Source organism: Rhizobium sp. SRI_017 (genome assembly GCF_057586295.1).
Window position 1 is genome coordinate 15474 of the sequence record NZ_JBYCZP010000020.1, and the last position, 17806, is coordinate 33279.

The following is a 17806-nucleotide window of genomic DNA, read 5'->3' on the forward strand; positions in this document are numbered from 1 at the left end:
GTCAGGCCCCCAATCTGATGCGTGGATCGAGCATCACGAGCAGGAGGTCCGCGATGATGTTGCCGATGATCAGCGTGGCCGACAGGACGAGCATGAAGGTCGCGGTCACATAGACATCGCCGACATACATCGAGCCGACAATGGCCGGACCGACGGTCGGCAGCGCGAAGATGATCGCCGTCTCGATCTCGCCGGTCAGCATATAGGGCAGGACGACGCCCTGATACATGACCAGCGGATGGAGCGCGTTGGGAACGGCGTGCTTGAGGATAACGGCGCCTTCGGAAAGGCCCTTGGCACGCGCCGTCTCGACATATTGTGCGTTCAGCGTATCGAGCAGGTTGCCGCGCATCACCCGCATATTGTAGGCGAGGCCGCCGAAAGTGGCGATCGCCACAACCGGCCAGACATGCTGCACAAGATTGACGAACTTGTCCCATGACCAGGGCGCTCCGCCATACTTGGCGGAGAAGAAGCTGTTGATCTCGCTGACATTGAAATGGAAGACGAGGATATAGACGATGATCAGCGCCATCAGGAAGCGCGGCACCGTCATGCCGAGGAAGGAGACCGCCGAGATCAGCTGGTCGGCCCAGCTATATTGTCGGGTGGCGGCGATGATGCCGAGGCTGATGCCGAGGATCGACGCGAGGATATGGCAGACCAGCGCAAGCAGGATCGTGCGCGGCAGACGCTCACCGACCACATCCGCCACCGGCTTGTTGTAGAAGAAGCTCTGGCCGAAATCGCCCCGGCTGACGATGCCCCAGATCCAGTTGACATACTGCACCGGGATCGGCTGATCGAGCCCGTGCGCCACCGCATAGGCCTTGGCCTGGGCATCCGCAGCCTCGAAGGACGCACCGCCCTGGTTGATCAGCTGCGAGCGGATATAGTCGCTGTAATCGCCCGGCGGAGCCTGGATGATCGCGAAGGTCACGACGCTGAGAATAAGAAGCACCGGGATGGCCGAGGCAATGCGAACCAGCAAGAATTTGAACATCGACACGTCCCGATAGTTACCCGTCCGCAATCTCGCGGCTTTGCGTTCGGTAGAAAGACAGACCCCGGCCGATCCGAAGACCGACCGGAGCCCACCCGGGAGAAACGGCTACTGCAGCGGACCCTTGTCACCGGGCTGTGCCACCAGCGTTTCCTTGTGCAGTTCGAAATCGGACTGCTTGTCTGACGGCACGAAGACCCGTTCGCGGATGATGTTGTCTTCAGCCCAGTTGAACATGAAGATCGGAGCACCCGAGGGAATGTTTGCGAAGCGCTTGTTGATGATCAGCGCACCCGGATACTCGGTCAGGCCGACACCATTGACGTTCTCGGTCGCGACCTTCTGGTACTGCTTCATGATCTCCGAACGCTCAGCCGCATCGCCAGACTTGATGAACTTGTTGACCAGGTCCACCATCTCCTGCTCGAAGGGCAGCAGGTCGAGCTTGCCATCCTTGCCGGCGCGGTGCAGCCAGCTGGTCTGCGGACCAACGGCAGCCAGAGCGGCGGTGTTCTGGACGGTCGACGTGATTTCGGAGTCATGACGCCGGATCACCCAGTCGAACTTGCCCGCATACTGGGCATTGTCGCGCTTGGTGCCGTCCTGCGTGTTGAGGATCACGCGCAGACCCAGCTTTTCCATCTGGCCGATCACGCCTTCACCGAGATTCTTGTCGGTGCCGTAGTCGCCGTTGATGAGAAGCGTGATCTCGACATCCTTGCCGCCCTTGTCGGCGGGGAAGTTCACCACACCATTGCCGTCGGTGTCCGTGAGACCGGCCGCTTCCAGTTCCTTCTTCGCCTCGTCGAGGTTGAAGGGATAGTAGACGGTCGAGGCGCGGTCATAGAAGTTGTTGCCCGACGAGAGGCCGCCTGGATAGATCGCTGTGAACGGACCCTTGACGAGAGCCTGGCCCAGCTTCACCCGGTCGACCGCCATCGTGACAGCCTTGCGGAAATGCAGGTCGCGGTTCAGGTCGCGGACCGCCTGAGCGCGTTCATCCGGATCGCCCCAGCCATTGGCCGAGAGGTTCATGTAGAGATTGTAGCCGATGAGGCGTGCGCCGAAGGCCAGTCGCGCCGGTGCGGCAGGATCGGCCGCGCGCTTCAAGGATTCGACGAAGTTTTCCGGCTGTTCGAGGTTGGAGAAGTCGCCCGAGCCGGCCACGGCCTGCACGTCGCGATCCGACCAGGTCGAGAGCTTGTAGTGCATCTCGTTGAGGTAGGGCAGCTGGTTACCCTTCTCGTCAACCTTCCAGTAGTAAGGATTGCGGCGCAGCACGATGATATCGTCCGGCCGGTATTCCACAACGCCCCAGGCGCCCATCGTCGGGAAATTGAGATATTCCGGCGGGAAGGCGTTCTTGTACTGCTCGTAGGTGTTCTTTGAATATTTCGGGTGCTGCGGCTTGAGGATATGCGCCGGGCCGGGGCAGAACGTGCCGTAGGCCATGGCATAGATATATTGCTTGGGGAACGCTTCCTTGAAGGTCCATTCGACCGTGTGGTCGTCGATCTTCGTAAGCGTGGTGCCGGCGCCGAATGTCTCGGGCGTCGCGCCGTTGAGCGGGCTGACATTGGGGTCGACGACATTGTCGTCCCAATAGAACATCACGTCTTCGCTGGTGAAAGGCACGCCGTCGGACCACTTGGCGCCTTCGATCAGGTGCATGGTCAGCTTGTGGCCGTCCTCGGACCAATCCCAGCTCTTGGCGAGATTCGGCAGCGGCTCGAGAGCCTCGGGCTTGACTTCGAAGAGCGGACCGGTGCGCGTGAGGCATTCGGAGAGACCGATATCGATGCCGCCCCAGCCCTGCGTCTGGCCGGCATAATAGTTCCAGCCTTCCGGCCGGCCGCCGATGACATGCCGCATGACGTCGCCATAAATACCGATGCCGTCGACCATGTTGGCCGCTTTATAGACCATCGGCTCCTTGGGCAGGCGATCCTTCACCGCCGGCAGCTTGCCGGCCTTGACGAATTTCTCGGTGACCCAGTCGGGCTCGTGATACTCCGGCAGCGCCTTGAATTCGAGAATGTCGCTGCCCAGCACATAATTGACCTTGAGCTGCGCCTTGAAGGTTGCGGGCTCAGGCGGCGGCTCGGCGAAGGCGCCATTCGCACCCAGGGCAAGGGCCGAGATGCCAAGCATCAGGCCGAGACCGGTTTTCGTTGTGATCGTCATTTTCATCTCTTCTCCCTCTTGTGATCGCCGGCACTACGGCCGGCTCCTCCTCAGTCCGCAGGCCAACAGCCCACGAATCTCCCATCTTCGGATGCGCGCCTCAGCCGGCGCGCGCGAGCTTTTCGGCCTTCAGTTCCTCCACCGAACGCACTGCCCGCCGGGCTGAACCCGACCATTCCTTCGTCTTGATCTTCGGCGTCTTCAGTCTTTCCTTCGCGGCCGGGATCGCGTCGGCATATTGCGGCAACCACGCCGCCTGGGCGACGAGCATCTCGTCGACCATCTGCCAGATCTCCTCCGGCGTTGAGATCGCCCCGACCAGCGGGTCGTGCAGCATGGCGAGCTTGAGCAGGTCGACATCGCCATTGACGGCGGCATGGACGCTCATGCGCTGGACGTTGATCGAGGAAATGCAGGTTGCCGCGCAGGCCTCGGGCAGTGTGATGCCAGCCGTCATGTTGAGACCGAAGCGGTCGACGAAGCCGGGCGATTCAATGATCGCATCGGACGGCAGGTTGGTGATGATGCCGTTGTTCTTGACGTTGAAATGGCCGCGATAGACGCGCCCTGTCTCAAGCGCCTCAAGGATATGGCTCGCATGTTCGTTGGAGCGGCCGTACTGGCTGAAGGGCTTTTCAGCCTCCTTCAGCACCGAGGGGAATTCGGTTTCGAACCAGTTGCGGTTCTCGGTCGTGTAGCGCAGGTAGCCGCCCGTCTCGCCATGGATCCAGTCGGACATGTCGATCCACTTGGTTATCTCGTCCGGCCGCTTGCGGTACCAGGGGAGATATTCGGAGAGATGGCCGTTGCTCTCGGTCGAATAGAAGCCGAAGCGCTTGAGTACATCGATGCGCACCTTCTCCTGCTGGGAGAAGACCGGATGGGCCTCGAAGGCCGCGATCAGTTCGTCCTTGCCGATCTTGCGGCCGCGCAGGCGGAGGTCGACATACCAGGTCTGGTGGTTGATGCCCGAGCAGATGAAGTCGAGTTCGCCCGGCCCGGCGCCGAGGATTTCTGAGATTTGTTCGCCACCATGCTGGACACCGTGGCAGAGGCCGATCGTGTCGACCTTGCCATATTCGATCGCCGCCCAGGTGTTCATCGCCATCGGGTTGGCATAGTTGAGGAACTTCGCGCCGCTCTCAGCGACCTCGTTGATGTCGCGGCAGAAGTCGAGAATGACGGGAATGTTGCGCTGGCCATACATGATGCCACCGGCGCAGATCGTATCGCCCACGCATTGGTCGATGCCGTAGGAAAGCGGAATGCGGATATCATCAGCATAGGCTTCGAGCCCGCCGACGCGGACGCAGGACAGGATGTAGCGGGCGCCTTCGAGCGCCTTCTTCCGCTCAGTGGTGGCTGAAATGCGAACTTTCAGTCCATTTGCGTCTTTGATTTTGGTGAGCAATTTCTCAATGAGGGAGAGATTGTGCTCAGAAACATCTGTCAGGGCGAACTCCACATCCTGGAATTCCGGCACCGAGAGGATGTCCGTGAAGAGCTTGCGCGTGAAGCCGACGCTGCCGGCACCAATGATCGCAATCTTGAAGGTCATGATCGTTCCATCCAAAAATCTGCGCAAATGCAGCGGAAACCTGCCTTGCGGACTGCAACAAATCTGGTTCGGGGGATATGCGGGCGCCGGCCATCGCAACTGTGCGGCAATCCTCTCTCCCTCAGCGATGTTGAATATGCCGACAATCCGTGAGATTGAAAGGGAACGATTGTGCTATTGATGGTAATTTTGTGCTGCAAGAATTGATTGAAAACGGGCATGCCATGAAGTCGGTTTCGCTGCCGCGTGCGCGACATCCGCTGCATTCCATGCCGACCAGCACCGGCTACGACCTCCAGACCAGCTCGAGCTATGTCTGGGACGGACGGGCGCGCGGCCAGACGCCCTTTACGGTACTGCAGCACACGATCAGTGGCGTGGGAACTTTGCGCTATGAGAACCGGGTGATGAAAGTGCGGCCGGGCGAGGCAATGCTGGTCATCGTCCCGCACAATCATCGCTACTGGGTCGAGCCCGGTGAGAGCTGGGAGTTTTTCTGGATCTCGATGCATGGCCGCGAAGCATTGAGAATCCATGAGATGATCCTGAATGCGCGCGGACCTGTCATCCGGCTCAACACCAGCACGATCGACCGCCTGGCGACCTGTTGCCTCAGGCTGATCCAGGGGCAGGGGGAGATGCCGGGCGCCGCATCGGCGATCGCCTACGAGGCGGCGATGGCGCTGTTCGACGATACGTTCGGCCCCGCCGAGATTTTTCCGGCGTCGGAGAATTCGCTGGCGCGCGCGGTCCAATATGTCGCTGCCAACCTCAATCGTGAGCTCGACGTCGACGTTCTGGCCAAGGTCGCGGGGCTGAGCCGGGCACATTTTTCTCGCAGCTTCGCCGAGATGACGGGGCTGGCGCCGGCGCAATATGTGCTGCAGGAACGGATGAAGCGCGCGGCAAAACTGCTGCTCGCCAATCGTGACGTGCCGGTCAAGGAAATCGCTGCACTGACGGGCATTCCCGACAACAACTATTTCGCCAAGGTCTTTCGTCGAACCTACGGCATCAGCCCGACGGATTTCCGCACGACGGGCATGTATGCGACGAACCGGTAATCGATAGCCTATTTCGCCAGCGCGCCCGAGACGATGCGGAACGGGCTCGAAATCGTCGCCCCGGCGGCATCGAAGACAAAGGCGCCGGCCTTGCGCAGATCATTGCGATCATTGCTGGCGCTGAGCGAGGGATAAAGGCCGATGAGATCGACGAAGCGGCTGTGATGGGCGGAATCCGTCGGTTGGACCTGGGAAATGTCGACCAGCGTTACGCCATTGGCGATGGCCGCCTCCTGAACCCTCTTGTCGTTGACATCGAGCGTGCCGACGCGGTTGTTGCTCGCGCTGATGAGTTTCGAGACGGCGAGCGCCCGGTCGTCGCTTGAGACGAGGATCGTCATCGGCTGCTTCATCTTGCCGACGACGGCCATCTGGGTCCGGAAGACGTCCTCATCGATATCGGGAGCGGCGAGGATGACGCTGAGCTTGGACAGCACATCGTCGCGGCCCTGGAGCTTGAGTTGCCTCAACGTTTCCACCACGAGCCAGCCGCCCATGGAATGGCCGAACACCGCGATATCGCCTTCGCCACGGCCCTTGGCCGCCTCTATCAACAGCGCTGCGAGATAGTCGCGCGAATAGGTGGCCGCTTCCTTGTCGGCGACATAGCCGGCGACAGCCGCCTGTGAGGGCCAGGAGAACAGGATCGGCGTGCGGTCGAGCTTGGCATCATGCGAGATCTGCGCGAGCCGGAACAGCGATTCCTGGAAATTGTAGTTGTAGCCATGGACGAAGATGCCGACCTTCTGAGAGGGCGGGACGGCGTCGCGGAAGGATTGCTCGGACAGGACCGCCTGGCCGGTGACCGCGAAATCCTTGGCCGGGTTCACCTTCCTGCCCTTGGGCCACTCAATCTGCGCCGGCTTGTGGTTGGGCGGAATGGAGACGGTGAATTCAGCGTAGTTTGCCGCCGTGGCCTTGCCCGCATCAAAGATATTGCTGTCAGCGCTCACCCGGTTGCGGGTGGTGACGGCGTAGACCTTCACCTGGTCGGCATTGTTGGGCACCGTCATCACGGTCGCCAGCACTTCCGGCCCCGGACGCGAGCCGCAGCCGGTGAGTGCTACTGATAGGGCAATCAGGATGGCTGCTGCTGTCGATTTCAAAATGCGTTCACCGGCATGGTCGATGGGCGTCCTCTTAGCAACACCCATCGACCGTTAACAGAGCCTTAGCGCTGCGTGGCAGTTCTCGCGTGTTCCGGCCGCAGCCATACCAAGGACTGTGGCACGAGCGTGTCCATTGATTCAAGCATGCGTGCCCGGTTGCGATGGAGCAGCAGGCCCAGACCGATCACCGCTAGGCCGATCGCCGACAGCGCGAAGGAAAACAGGATGACATCCTTGAACACCTCGCTGGCAAGGTAGCCGAGATAGGTGGCCACTCCGATCGCGCCGAACACGGAATAGATCCGGCGATTGAGGAACAGGCTGAGTCCGATCATGGCAATGTTGATCAGGCAGTAGACGAGCTTCATCAGCTCGGTGCTGCTGTCCGACAGTGTCATGCCGAACCAGAAGGCCATCACGCCGAAAATGTGAAGCCAGAAGGCGAAATCCGGCCCGCGCTTGCGCAGGATGTCGATCGCCCAGGCGACGACGATCATGCCGAGACCGAAATACATCGAGACGAGGCGGCGGGTGTTGAAGTCGTAATAGTTGCCGGGCTCATAAGTGATCCAGAGCGCGAGATCCATCGACATGAACCAGAGTGCCACGGCGGCGACCATGAGAATGAAGGGGAAGGGGTAGCGCCAGACGGCAAGGACGGCGGCTATGATTGCGCCAATCTCCATATAGATCCAGCTGGCATTCACATAGGAATAGAAGTCCTTGTATTGTCCGGGATCGCCCTGGGGCGACTTCCAGATGCCGAGGCCGTCCTGCACGCCATAGATGATCAGCGGCACCATGGAGACCGCGACGGCGATCAGCAGGCCGGCCGGAATGCGGAGCGTCACATTTCTCCACAGCATGTGGCCGGCTGCGAGAAAGGCGACGAGATAGGCGCTGCCGCAGGCGGCGAGCGCCCAGCCGCCCATGCGGTTGAAGGCCTCGTTGGTGAAGAGGCCCATCGCGCCCATGACGATCAGCGCGCCGGCATACCAGAGCACATGGGTGAGATCGAAACGCGGCGCGGTTTGGCGCGTCGCGGCAGGATATCGCTGTTCAAGGAAATTCGTGATCTCGGCGAGCTTCGTGTCGTCGATCAATCCGGCATCTCGGATTGCCCTTAGATCGGCATCGGCCAGCTGCATGGTGGTACTCCGCAAGTGTTGATGCGTGAACAACGTTCATGAACGTTGTTCTATTCGCTTGCAGAGAAAAAGTCCACGCCAATTTCAGCCGGCCTATCCGATGAGCACATGGACACCGGCGCTGCCGATTGCCTCGAGCTGTTCGGCGACTGCGCGACCGGAGACGATGATGCCGGTGGCGGCCTCGATCGGCATGATGGTGACGGGTGAGGCGCGTTCGAGCTTCTCCGATGTCAGCGCGACATAGGTGCGCGCCGATTGCGATGCGATCTGGCGCTTGATCGCCGCTTCCTCGAAATCGCCGGTGGTGAAGCCATGGCGGGAATGAACCGCAGTCGCACCGAGAAAGAACAGGTCCGGCCGCATCGTGGCGATGGCTGCGCTTGCGATCGAACCGACCGCCACCATGGAATGCTTGTAGATCCGCCCGCCGATCAGGATGATCTCCGCCGTTGGATGATGCTCGAGTTCGGCGGCGATTGTCGGGCTGTGGGTGACGACGGTGAAGGCGAAGTCACGGGGCAGGGCGCGTGCGATTTCGGCATTGGTGGTGCCGCCATCGAGAAACACGGTTTCGCCGGCCCGAACCAGCGTTGCCGCGAGTTGGCCGAGCCGCTTCTTCTCGGAGGACGCCACGTCCTTGCGCGCTGCGAAATCGGGCAGGGTCGGCTGGATCGGCAGGGCGCCGCCATGAACGCGGGCGAGCAGGCCCTCGGATGCCATCTCCCGCAGGTCGCGCCGGATTGTGTCCTCCGACAGTTCCAGTTCCTCTGCAAAGCTCTTGGCGACCAGCCGTCCTTCGCGTCTCAAGCGATCGATGATCAGGGACTTGCGCTCCGATGTCAGCATTTTCAACTTGACTCCTGCATGAAATTGCACGAATTGTCACGAAATTATCCGAACTATCGCTCAATATCAAGATAATTCGTGATGATACTCGTGCAAATTCGTGCAGACTCAGGAGATGAAAATGCTGATACTCATAGCTGGCCCTTATCGCTCCGGCACCGGTGATGATCCGGCCAAAATGGCCGCCAATCTGAAAGTTCTGGAAGGGCCGTCCTATGCCTTGTTCAAGGCGGGACATACACCGATGATCGGCGAATGGGTGGCGCTGCCGGTTTTCCACGCCGCCGGCGGCGGCGAGATCGGCGGCGCGCTCTATGACGAGGTCTTTCATCCGGTCGCACACCGGCTGCTCGCGCTATGCGACGGCGTGCTGCGCCTGCCCGGTGCGTCCAAGGGTGCCGACAATGATGTGAAGATCGCCCATGAGCGGGGCATCCCGGTCTGGTACGATCTCAAGGATGTGCCTGGTATCGCGGCCTAGCTGCAGTCAGGCGGCGGCTTCCGCTGCCGGCGTCGATTCCGCCGCGGCTTCGGCAAGCAGCCATTCGCGGAAGGCGACGATGCGCGGATCGGCGGCGGTGCCGGTCGGGTAGACCAGGAAATAGGCGAATTCGGACGGCGCCTTGATGCTGAGCTCGAAGGGCCGCACCAGCCGGCCCTCCGACAGGTCGTTGGCGATCATGGCAAAGTCGGCGAGCGCCACGGCCTCGCCGGCCAGTGCCGCCTCTACCGCGTCCGACGACGTGCCGAAGACGACGGTCCGGCTGTCGTCGAAGTCGTGAATCCCGGCGGCAGCCATCCACATCTGCCAGTTCGGCCAGGTGACGCCCTGGCGCGACCATTCGATATGCGCCAGCGTGTGGTGCATGAGGTCGCGCGGCTCGTTGAGCGCCCGGCCGGATTTGAGCAGGCGCGGGCTGCAGACCGGCACGATGACATTGTCGAACAGCCTGTTGGCCGAAAGTCCGGAATATTTGCCGCTGCCATAGCGGATCGCGACATCGATATCGTCGACGTCGAATTCCCTCAGTTCATAGGACACTTCGAAACGCAGTTCGATGCCCGGCTGCAACTTGCGGAAATTCTCGACGCGGCGCATCAGCCATTTGGTGGCGAAATGAGGGTCGAGGGTCACCTTGAGTTGGGTCGTCGTGCTGCGCGACATGCGCCGGATGCGCGCGGTCGCACGATTGACGATGTCGAGCGCATCACCGGCCGCCTCGAACAGAACCTCGCCTTCCGATGTCAGGTGAATGGCGCGGCTCGAGCGCACGAAGAGCTTCACGCCGAGCTGATCCTCGATCTCCTTGATCTGGTAGCTCACCGCGGCGGGCGTCAGGCCGAGCTCGTCGGCGGCGCGGGTGAAATTGAGGTGGCGGCCGGCCGACACCAGCGTTCTCAGGGCGCGAGTTCCGGGCAGCGAGCGCATCGTCTTCTTTCAAGAAAAATTTGAAGATAAAGTCAGAACTACTCATTTCCCCTTTTATCGTCAATGGCGCATAGTCTGTTCAATCCAACAACTTCAAGATTGCCTTGAAAAACAGAAATCGAGAATCACATGTTCGCTGACCTCTCCCACCAGACTTCCAGCTCGCTCACAAACCGGCTGGCGCTGTTCTTCTGGCGGCTGTCGCATGCCTTCGAGGCGAAGGATGCCCATCAGCTGCCGGCCGAGCTCAGCCGGCTGTCCGATCACCAGCTGCGCGATATCGGCGTCGATCCGCGCAGCGTCCGGCCCCTGCCGCAGGAGGCGGCAGCACAGCTCGCACTGCTGCAGCGCGAGTGGCCGTGATACGACCCACAAGGCGTCTTCGCAGACAAGCCGGACCGGTGATGCTGGTCCGGTTTGTCGTTTGTGACTTTGAGCTGTCTGCCCGAAGCCACCTGTCGCGGCGCGGGTTCACTCGGGGTGCGACGAATAACGATTTCGGCCCCACTTTCGCCAACCTCCCACCCGACTTAATCAAAGCAAGAGCTTCCAGGGCGTTTCGTGCTGGATATATACGTTCGTGTGGAACTTGTTGGACCGCCTCGCATTCTTGAGCGGTCAATGTGTGGGGCTGTGCCGTGGGTCTGTTCGGAAATCGTAGTTACGAAGAGTTTGCAACCATCCTGCAAGCCGCCAACGCGGCTTTCGGAAAGGGTGGGCCTGACGGTTGGACCCAGCTCAAGATGTCCGACCTCGGCATCGACCAGTTCGGCGACACATTCACCAGCCCGAACGGCCGCGGCAAGGCGATCGTGCTGGAGAAGGATGACGAACTGATCGTTGCCTTCCGCGGCTCCGACAAGTGGAGCGACATCAAGGACTACGACAAGATCTCTGCGGTCAAATCCTATTCGCGGCAGTTCGACAAGCTGATGGAGAAGGTCGCGAAGTATCAGGACGAGAACGACCTGCATACGACCTTTACCGGCATCAGCCTCGGTGGTGCCGTCACCAACATCGTCGCGGAGAAAGCCGACAACCAGTGGGATGATGCCTTCAAGGATTCGTCGTTCTTCGGTATTTCCAGCCCCTATCTCGCCAACAACGGGCAACGCGACCTGTTCAATCTCGGCGTTCAGAATGACGAGGTCTACGGCATCATTCCCGGCAGCTGGAATCAGGGGGCGAAGGATCTCGCGACGCAGAATATCTTTATCTACCTCAACAAGCGCGGCCTGATCGACAATCTCGATGACAGCCTTTTCGCCCACCATGTCGGCGGCTTCAACCGCGCCATGGCCTCGCTCGACGGCCTCACCGTCGAAGGCGGTGAACTGCTGGTAGATGCCCTCAATCCCGACAGTCTGCTGATCTTCGACCAGACCAAGGAAGTGGTGAAAGCCAGCGAACTCCGCCATTCGCGCGACAAGATCCTGACCATCGTCGGCGAAAGCGGGAAGGACAGGATCAACGGCGCTGACAACGGGGTCGGCGGCGGCGACCGCGAACGCATCTATGGCAATGGCGGCAATGACCAGATCCACGCCAAGTCGGGCCGGGACGAACTGCACGGCGGTGGCGGCAACGACCTGCTCGATGGCGGCGACGCCCGCGATTCCATGTTCGGCGATGGTGGCAACGACCGGCTGGTCTTCGAGACGCATCTGGAACGCGGCGAGGGCGGCGCTGGCGCGGACCGCTTCATCATCCGCACGATCACCAACTCCGGGACTGCACCGGCCTCGGTCGTCATCGACGATTTCACACCGGGAGAGGACGTGCTGGTCCTTGATCGTTTCGACGGCAACAAGGACAAGAAAGGCATCCAGTCGCTGCATTTCGTGGAATATGCGGTCTACGATGCCAGTGACGGACTGAGCGCGTTGGAGCAGGGTTTCGTGAACGACCTCAAGCCCGGCGGAGTGACAATCTATGAGAACGAGAACGGCGACACGCTGCTGATCATCAACCGCGACGGTGACAGGGCCCGCGAATTCGAGATCAAGTTCGACGGCGCGCTGGGCGATTTTTCGGCGGATTTGCTGCTCTGATCAGCCCTCCAGCGCTCGCATCTTCCACATGTCCTGGAACGCCGGGCGATCGTGGCAACGCTCATACCAGGCGACAACCTTGGGGTTGGCGTCAGTCAACACCTTTTCGGTCATCGCATAGCGGCAGATCTCGGCTGCGTTGAGGTCGGCGACGGTGAAGCGGTTGCCGACCAGATAGTCCTGCGTCGAAAGATGCGTGTTGAGGATGTCGAACGGCCGCTTGAGCAGGCGCGATGCGACGGCTATTTCTTCCTTGCCGCCGGGCGCATCCTGCTGGCCGGCGTCATAGACGCGGACGATCTTCACGGAGTTCTGTTCGATCTCGTTGACCGCCCAGAAGGACCACATCTCGATCAGCCCCTCTTCCGCCAGGCTTTGCGGGGCGAGGGGACCGCGGTGCTTGCGGGCGAGATAGAGATTGATGGCGATCGATTCCCACAGCACGAGGCCGTCATCCTCGATCGTCGGGATCAGGCCGTTCGGGTTGACCTGGCGAAATGCCGGCGAAAGCGTGTTGAGTCGCGCATCTGCCGCAAGCGGATCATCCAGCGCGCGTGCCTGAATCACCGGTACGCTTTCGAATTCGATCCCGAGTTCCCGCGCCATCCAGTAATTGCGCGAGGCGCGTGACTGATAAACGCCATAGATCATCAGCATGCCGGAACTCCCTTCCCTTGTTGCGGTGAAGGGTGGTCAAGTTTTCACAAGACGTCCAATCAAAAATGCCGGCGGTCAGACATCAGCGATTCTGATGTTCCGCGAGCGGAAAGAGCTTGAGAAACGCAGTCTCGCCCGGCGGCGTGAAGTGCACAACGCGGCTGCCGGCATCGCGGCGCGCCCAGCCTTTCGCCAGCATCGTGTCGAAGAACGCGGCACCGAGAGAGCCTGCGAGGTGATCGCGCCGCTCGCTCCAGTCCAGGCAGCAGCGGCAGAGCGGGCGGCGGGAGGCGCGGAGTTTTGCCAGATCTATCCCGACATCCTCGACGAAGCGCTCACCGCTCTCGGCGAGCCCGATCGTGCCACTATCGAAGGCAACATAATTCCGTCCGACCAGGCTATCGAACATCCGGACCCCGAGGTCGCCGGCGAGATGGTCGTAGCAGATACGGGCCTTGCGCATCGCTGCATCCTTCGGTCCGGGCCGATGGCGCAGGTGACCGCGATCGGCGGCGAAGATGGAGAGCGACTCGATGAGTTGCCCGACCTTCGGCCCGGCGAGCGAGAAGTATTTGTGCCGGCCCTGCTTCTGCGGCCGGATCAGTCCGCCGGCCTCGAGCTTGGCGAGGTGGGTGCTTGCCGTCTGCGCGGTGACGCCGGCGATCTCGGCGAGCTCGGTGGCGGTCAGCGCCCGACCATCCATTAGCGCCACAAGGATATTGGCGCGTGCGGGGTCGCCGATCAGCGCCCCGATCTGGGAAATGTCGGGTCCTTCCCGCATGTCGAGAACTCCTCTGTCCGGTGGTGGTGATAGCGCGATTCCGCGCCGCCATGCTTCGATTTCGATCGAAGCATGGCGGCGCGCCAGGATGCGACAGTGGTCCCGCTAACGAGAGGAGCCCCGACATGATCACCTGTTTCATCCGCTATGAGATCGACCCGTTCAAGGAGAACGATTTCGCCACCTATGCCCGCAACTGGGGCCAGGTCATCCCGCGTTGCGGCGCAGACCTGATCGGCTATTCGGGCCGCATGAGGGCTCGAAGACCACGGCCTATGGGCTCTACAACATCGAGAGCCTTGCCGCCTACGAAGCCTATCGAGCGCGGCTCGCTGCAGATCCGTTGGGACAGGAGAACTACGAATTCGCCAAGCGGCAGCGTTTTCTCTTGCGGGAAGACCGCATTTTCCTGAAGAACGTGTCGCTGCCGCATGCAGAGAGGACCGGTCGATGATATCAGTCATTTTCGAAGTCATACCCGCAGAGGGCAGCCGGGAAGCCTATCTCGACGTTGCGGGCGATCTGAAGCCGCTGCTCGAAACCATCGACGGCTTCATTTCCGTCGAGCGCTTCCAGAGCCTGACGGATCCGGCAAAAATGCTGTCGCTGTCCTTCTGGCGCGACGAGGCGGCGGTGCTGGCATGGCGCAATCTGGAGCCGCACCGCGCCGCGCAAGCCGCGGGTAGGGGAGGCGTCTTCGCCGACTATCGCCTGCGGGTGGCAAGCGTTATCCGCGACTACGGGCACCGCGAACGCGACGAAGCGCCCGCGGACAGCCGCGAGCATCATGGGTCGGCGGCATAGGCGGGGACCGTATCGAGACCTGTGCCGGATGGCCGAACGGTCAGACCTTATGCAGGAAGTCGACCACCCCGGTGTCGAGATCATAGTAGGCGGGCACGATCTTCACTTTGCCTTCCTCGACCAGGTGAGAGACGATCGCGCTTTCAGCGAGGATGCGCTCGGCGCCGTTGAAGGCATTGGCATGTACGGTCTTGTCGACGAAATTCTCGCCGCGATCGGTCTCCGCCAAGGCCACGGGCAGGATCGGCTGGATCATCTTGCCGATCGAGCCCTCGAGCTTGGTGCCCTTGGCCACAACCTCGCAGGCGGCGGAGACAGCGCCGCAGCGCTTGTGACCCATCACCACGATCAGCGGCGCATGCAGGTGCTCGGTTCCGTATTCGATCGTGCCCAGCACGTCAGTATCGACGACATTGCCGGCATTGCGGGCCACGAAGAGTTCGCCGAGGGTCACGCCGCCGAAGACCAGCTCAGGAACGACGCGGCTATCGGAACAGGTGAGCACGATGGCCCAGGGCGCCTGGCCTTTGGCGACATCCTGGCGCCGCTTGGAAATATTGGCGGCGCAGGCTTCGGCATCGGCCACGAACTTCTTGTTGCCTTCCTGAAGTTTGGCAAGCGCTTCATCGGGCGAGAGGGCGGGGGCGGCGTCGGAGGCGAGCGCTGGCAGCCCGAAGCCGACCGTCATGGCGGCGACGCCGCCGATACCGGCAAATTTGAGCAGCGAACGGCGGTTGAGTTGGGCGGAACTGCATTCAAAGCACATGGTCTTGGTCCTTTTGCAATATCCAGCATGGCTACGGAGGAAACGCGCCTGCGCACCGCCATGTCCGGCAATTCTCCGGAAATCAGAGAATAGCGGATTTGACTATGCCTGGATATGACAGTCATCAAGTCGCATTTTGACGCATGGCGTCGCCAACAGGGCAAAACCAAAGTTGCGGCGTCTCGTCGGCCCAAGCTCGCTGGTATCAGGTCAGCCGCTCCGCCGCCGGACGAAGAATGAGGCAATGAAGATGCTGATCGCACCGATCGGGATTTCGAGATAGCGCGACGAGACGAGTCCGACGAATTCGGTCTTGTAGACCGAGGCCTCGGTGTTGTTGTAGAGCACGCACCAGCCGATTGCGAAGGCGATGGCCAGCAGGAGCTTCATCGCAATCCCCCGCTTCGCGGTCATCGCGAAATAGCCCCACAGGACGACGAAGCCGATGACCACGGAGGCCGCGGCTGTCTCAAGAAGCGGGGCGAGATAGTCGATGCCGATCCCGGCGAGGAAGATGTAGAAGAGATTGTTGAAGCCCGGCAGGCCAACAGAGAAAACACTGTCGAGCACCGGCGCGCCACTTTCGCCGGTCGCATTCACGAACAGCGCGTTGCTGATCGTCTTGGCCAACGGGCCGCAGGCCGCCCCTTCGGCAAGGCATGTCGTCGCCATGGCACCGAGGACGAGGTAGAGCGCCTCCGAAAGCGTGAAAAGCACTGCGAGCGTGATGAGTGCCGTCTGCCATGCCGGACGCGCCTGCTCTGCCGGCATCGCCTCAGCCGATGAAAAGTCCCCGCTGGTCAAGCCGAGTCTCCTGAGTCTGGTGTGACGGCAAACCTGCCGTCGGGTGCCGATACGACGTGCGGCGCAGCTTCGATATTCTGTGCTCTGAGAGCGAGCATCTGCAATCTGCCTTCCCCTTAAAAAAATATTTTCCCGATCCGGCACGGCCATTCAGCCTTTGGTAACCAGGATCGGTAACCATAACAGTCAGTAAAAAGCGTATTGCGTATCAGTGAGTATCAAATGGCCGCTCTTTCTTCGCGCGCTCTGTCACCCGACGTCTCTTCGGGCGCTTCCTGGCTCAACACCATCATCAAGGGCGATTGCGTCGCGGCACTCGAAGCGCTGCCGGACAAGTCCGTCGACGTCATCTTCGCCGACCCGCCCTATAATCTCCAACTGGGTGGTGCGCTGCATCGCCCCGACCAGAGCGTGGTGGATGCCTGCGACGACGATTGGGACCAATTCGCCAGCTTTGAAGCCTATGACGCCTTCACCCGGGCCTGGCTGCTCGCCTGCCGCCGCGTGCTGAAGCCGAATGGCACGATCTGGGTCATCGGCTCCTATCACAACATCTTTCGCGTCGGCACGGCGCTGCAGGATCTCAACTTCTGGATCCTCAACGATGTGGTGTGGCGCAAAACCAACCCGATGCCCAACTTCAAGGGCCGCCGCTTCCAGAACGCTCACGAGACGATGATCTGGGCGAGCCGCGATCCCAACGCCAAGGGCTATACCTTCAATTACGATGCGATGAAGGCCGCCAATGACGATGTTCAGATGCGCTCGGATTGGCTGTTCCCGATCTGCTCCGGCGGCGAACGTCTCAAGGGCGCCGACGGCAAGAAGGTGCACCCGACGCAGAAGCCGGAAGCGCTGATCGCCCGTCTGTTGATGGCCTCGTCCAAGCCCGGCGATGTCGTGCTCGACCCGTTCTTCGGCTCCGGCACCACCGGCGCTGTCGCCAAGCGTCTCGGCCGCAACTTCGTCGGCATCGAGCGCGAGCAGGATTACATCGATGCGGCCACTGCTCGCATCGAAGCCGTCGAACCGCTTTCGGGCGCCGAACTCTCCGTCATGACCGGCAAGAAGGCTGAGCCGCGGGTCGCCTTCAACACGCTGGTCGAGGGCGGACTGATCAAGCCCGGCACCATTCTGTCAGACGCCCGCCGCCGCCATCAGGCAATCGTGCGCGCCGACGGCACACTGGCTTCCGGCGGTTCCGCCGGCTCGATCCACAAGGTCGGCGCTCTCGTCCAGGGCCTCGATGCATGCAACGGCTGGACCTTCTGGCACTATGACGACGGGAGTTCCCTGCTCCCCATCGACACGCTCAGAAGCGTCATCCGCAAGGGGATGGAGGAAGCGGGCGGCTGACCTCCAATCACGCTCGCTTTCTCCACCCTTCTTCTTCTCACCCTCTCCGGTTTAGTCCTTCAGTCCCGGAGAGGAAAATGGCCCAGGAAGCGCGAGCTTCCTGGGCTGATATGTTTTTGGGCCCTCCGCCCGAGACGCTCAACCCCTCACCAACTTCGGCCAAGCGATCGGCTTTGCCTCTCGCGGCCTGCGTATCCGCTTCCGCAAGGGGAGAGGTAGACTCGCGGCCCCACATCTATCCCA

The 17806-nt window shown here is 61.2% G+C and carries 17 protein-coding genes and 1 pseudogene; 7 read left to right on the top strand and 11 right to left on the bottom strand.

Annotation, left to right across the window (positions count from 1 at the left end):
* Position 1 precedes the first annotated feature (1 nt).
* The 3 genes from AC2YI2_RS29710 to melA all read right to left on the bottom strand — a co-directional run bounded on the left by AC2YI2_RS29710 (position 2) and on the right by melA (position 4745).
* On the bottom strand, positions 2-1003 hold the full coding sequence (locus tag AC2YI2_RS29710; protein ID WP_487390150.1) for an ABC transporter permease: 1002 nt from the start codon (positions 1001-1003) through the stop codon (positions 2-4).
* 108 nt (positions 1004-1111) lie between these two features.
* Positions 1112-3193: an ABC transporter substrate-binding protein gene (locus AC2YI2_RS29715; RefSeq protein WP_487390151.1), complete on the bottom strand. Its 2082-nt coding sequence runs from the start codon at positions 3191-3193 to the stop codon at positions 1112-1114.
* A 94-nt stretch (positions 3194-3287) separates the two neighbouring features.
* Positions 3288-4745: an alpha-galactosidase gene (gene melA / locus AC2YI2_RS29720; protein ID WP_487390152.1), complete on the bottom strand. Its 1458-nt coding sequence runs from the start codon at positions 4743-4745 to the stop codon at positions 3288-3290.
* A 224-nt stretch (positions 4746-4969) separates the two neighbouring features.
* On the opposite strand from melA, the gene AC2YI2_RS29725 reads away from it, so the two are divergent.
* The gene (locus AC2YI2_RS29725) at positions 4970-5809 is read left to right on the top strand and encodes an AraC family transcriptional regulator (RefSeq protein ID WP_487390153.1); all 840 of its coding nucleotides are present in this window, start codon (positions 4970-4972) and stop codon (positions 5807-5809) included.
* Positions 5810-5817: 8 nt separating this feature from the next.
* On the opposite strand, the gene AC2YI2_RS29730 is transcribed toward AC2YI2_RS29725, so the two are convergent.
* The 3 genes from AC2YI2_RS29730 to AC2YI2_RS29740 all read right to left on the bottom strand — a co-directional run bounded on the left by AC2YI2_RS29730 (position 5818) and on the right by AC2YI2_RS29740 (position 8915).
* Positions 5818-6915, bottom strand: coding sequence for an alpha/beta hydrolase (locus tag AC2YI2_RS29730; RefSeq protein WP_487390154.1), 1098 nt, complete (start codon positions 6913-6915; stop codon positions 5818-5820).
* Between the two features lie 65 nt (positions 6916-6980).
* Entirely contained in the window at positions 6981-8066 is a 1086-nt protein-coding gene (locus AC2YI2_RS29735; protein WP_487390155.1) for a hypothetical protein, read from the bottom strand.
* Between the two features lie 93 nt (positions 8067-8159).
* A complete protein-coding gene (locus AC2YI2_RS29740) occupies positions 8160-8915 on the bottom strand; it encodes a DeoR/GlpR family DNA-binding transcription regulator (protein WP_487390226.1) in 756 nt (251 codons plus the stop codon).
* Between the two features lie 121 nt (positions 8916-9036).
* Here AC2YI2_RS29740 and AC2YI2_RS29745 point away from each other — a divergent pair, with 121 nt between their 5' ends.
* Positions 9037-9396: a DUF4406 domain-containing protein gene (locus AC2YI2_RS29745; protein ID WP_487390156.1), complete on the top strand. Its 360-nt coding sequence runs from the start codon at positions 9037-9039 to the stop codon at positions 9394-9396.
* Positions 9397-9402: 6 nt separating this feature from the next.
* Here the strand turns inward: AC2YI2_RS29745 and gcvA are convergent, their stop codons facing one another.
* Positions 9403-10344 (bottom strand): transcriptional regulator GcvA, encoded by a 942-nt coding sequence (gene gcvA / locus AC2YI2_RS29750; RefSeq protein ID WP_487390157.1) that lies wholly within the window; start codon positions 10342-10344, stop codon positions 9403-9405.
* A 129-nt stretch (positions 10345-10473) separates the two neighbouring features.
* Here gcvA and AC2YI2_RS29755 point away from each other — a divergent pair, with 129 nt between their 5' ends.
* Both AC2YI2_RS29755 and AC2YI2_RS29760 read left to right on the top strand, forming a co-directional pair.
* Positions 10474-10707: a YjiS-like domain-containing protein gene (locus AC2YI2_RS29755; protein ID WP_487390158.1), complete on the top strand. Its 234-nt coding sequence runs from the start codon at positions 10474-10476 to the stop codon at positions 10705-10707.
* 275 nt (positions 10708-10982) lie between these two features.
* Positions 10983-12395 (top strand): alpha/beta hydrolase family protein, encoded by a 1413-nt coding sequence (locus AC2YI2_RS29760; protein WP_487390159.1) that lies wholly within the window; start codon positions 10983-10985, stop codon positions 12393-12395.
* Here the strand turns inward: AC2YI2_RS29760 and AC2YI2_RS29765 are convergent, their stop codons facing one another.
* Both AC2YI2_RS29765 and AC2YI2_RS29770 read right to left on the bottom strand, forming a co-directional pair.
* Positions 12396-13052: a glutathione S-transferase family protein gene (locus AC2YI2_RS29765; RefSeq protein WP_487390160.1), complete on the bottom strand. Its 657-nt coding sequence runs from the start codon at positions 13050-13052 to the stop codon at positions 12396-12398. It lies immediately after the preceding gene.
* 82 nt (positions 13053-13134) lie between these two features.
* Positions 13135-13833 (bottom strand): ArsR/SmtB family transcription factor, encoded by a 699-nt coding sequence (locus tag AC2YI2_RS29770; RefSeq protein WP_487390161.1) that lies wholly within the window; start codon positions 13831-13833, stop codon positions 13135-13137.
* 125 nt (positions 13834-13958) lie between these two features.
* Between AC2YI2_RS29770 and AC2YI2_RS29775 the strand changes: the two are divergent.
* Together AC2YI2_RS29775 and AC2YI2_RS29780 are read left to right on the top strand one after the other, a co-directional pair.
* Positions 13959-14287, top strand: a pseudogene (locus tag AC2YI2_RS29775) (NIPSNAP family protein).
* Complete coding sequence (locus AC2YI2_RS29780) at positions 14284-14637, top strand: antibiotic biosynthesis monooxygenase family protein (protein WP_487390162.1); 354 nt, start codon at positions 14284-14286, stop codon at positions 14635-14637. The pseudogene AC2YI2_RS29775 and the gene AC2YI2_RS29780 overlap by 4 nt, the downstream one beginning before the upstream one ends.
* 40 nt (positions 14638-14677) lie before the next feature.
* On the opposite strand, the gene AC2YI2_RS29785 is transcribed toward AC2YI2_RS29780, so the two are convergent.
* A complete protein-coding gene (locus AC2YI2_RS29785; RefSeq protein ID WP_487390163.1) occupies positions 14678-15403 on the bottom strand; it encodes a carbonic anhydrase in 726 nt (241 codons plus the stop codon).
* A 210-nt stretch (positions 15404-15613) separates the two neighbouring features.
* Positions 15614-16207 carry a hypothetical protein gene (locus AC2YI2_RS29790; RefSeq protein WP_487390164.1) on the bottom strand — a complete coding sequence of 198 codons (594 nt, stop codon included), beginning with the start codon at positions 16205-16207 and terminating at the stop codon, positions 15614-15616.
* A gap of 222 nt (positions 16208-16429) precedes the next feature.
* On the opposite strand from AC2YI2_RS29790, the gene AC2YI2_RS29795 reads away from it, so the two are divergent.
* Complete coding sequence (locus tag AC2YI2_RS29795; RefSeq protein ID WP_487390165.1) at positions 16430-17563, top strand: DNA methyltransferase; 1134 nt, start codon at positions 16430-16432, stop codon at positions 17561-17563.
* Positions 17564-17806 lie beyond the last annotated feature (243 nt).

What these genes read in the sequence shown, in the direction of transcription:
- AC2YI2_RS29710 (WP_487390150.1), bottom strand. Translation starts at nt 1,003, where the DNA reads ATGTTCAAATTCTTGCTGGTTCGCATTGCCTCGGCCATCCCGGTGCTT.
- AC2YI2_RS29715 (WP_487390151.1), bottom strand. Translation starts at nt 3,193, where the DNA reads ATGAAAATGACGATCACAACGAAAACCGGTCTCGGCCTGATGCTTGGC.
- melA (WP_487390152.1), bottom strand. Translation starts at nt 4,745, where the DNA reads ATGACCTTCAAGATTGCGATCATTGGTGCCGGCAGCGTCGGCTTCACG.
- AC2YI2_RS29725 (WP_487390153.1), top strand. Translation starts at nt 4,970, where the DNA reads ATGAAGTCGGTTTCGCTGCCGCGTGCGCGACATCCGCTGCATTCCATG.
- AC2YI2_RS29735 (WP_487390155.1), bottom strand. Translation starts at nt 8,066, where the DNA reads ATGCAGCTGGCCGATGCCGATCTAAGGGCAATCCGAGATGCCGGATTG.
- AC2YI2_RS29740 (WP_487390226.1), bottom strand. Translation starts at nt 8,915, where the DNA reads ATGCTGACATCGGAGCGCAAGTCCCTGATCATCGATCGCTTGAGACGC.
- AC2YI2_RS29745 (WP_487390156.1), top strand. Translation starts at nt 9,037, where the DNA reads ATGCTGATACTCATAGCTGGCCCTTATCGCTCCGGCACCGGTGATGAT.
- gcvA (WP_487390157.1), bottom strand. Translation starts at nt 10,344, where the DNA reads ATGCGCTCGCTGCCCGGAACTCGCGCCCTGAGAACGCTGGTGTCGGCC.
- AC2YI2_RS29755 (WP_487390158.1), top strand. Translation starts at nt 10,474, where the DNA reads ATGTTCGCTGACCTCTCCCACCAGACTTCCAGCTCGCTCACAAACCGG.
- AC2YI2_RS29765 (WP_487390160.1), bottom strand. Translation starts at nt 13,052, where the DNA reads ATGCTGATGATCTATGGCGTTTATCAGTCACGCGCCTCGCGCAATTAC.
- AC2YI2_RS29770 (WP_487390161.1), bottom strand. Translation starts at nt 13,833, where the DNA reads ATGCGGGAAGGACCCGACATTTCCCAGATCGGGGCGCTGATCGGCGAC.
- AC2YI2_RS29780 (WP_487390162.1), top strand. Translation starts at nt 14,284, where the DNA reads ATGATATCAGTCATTTTCGAAGTCATACCCGCAGAGGGCAGCCGGGAA.
- AC2YI2_RS29785 (WP_487390163.1), bottom strand. Translation starts at nt 15,403, where the DNA reads ATGTGCTTTGAATGCAGTTCCGCCCAACTCAACCGCCGTTCGCTGCTC.
- AC2YI2_RS29795 (WP_487390165.1), top strand. Translation starts at nt 16,430, where the DNA reads ATGGCCGCTCTTTCTTCGCGCGCTCTGTCACCCGACGTCTCTTCGGGC.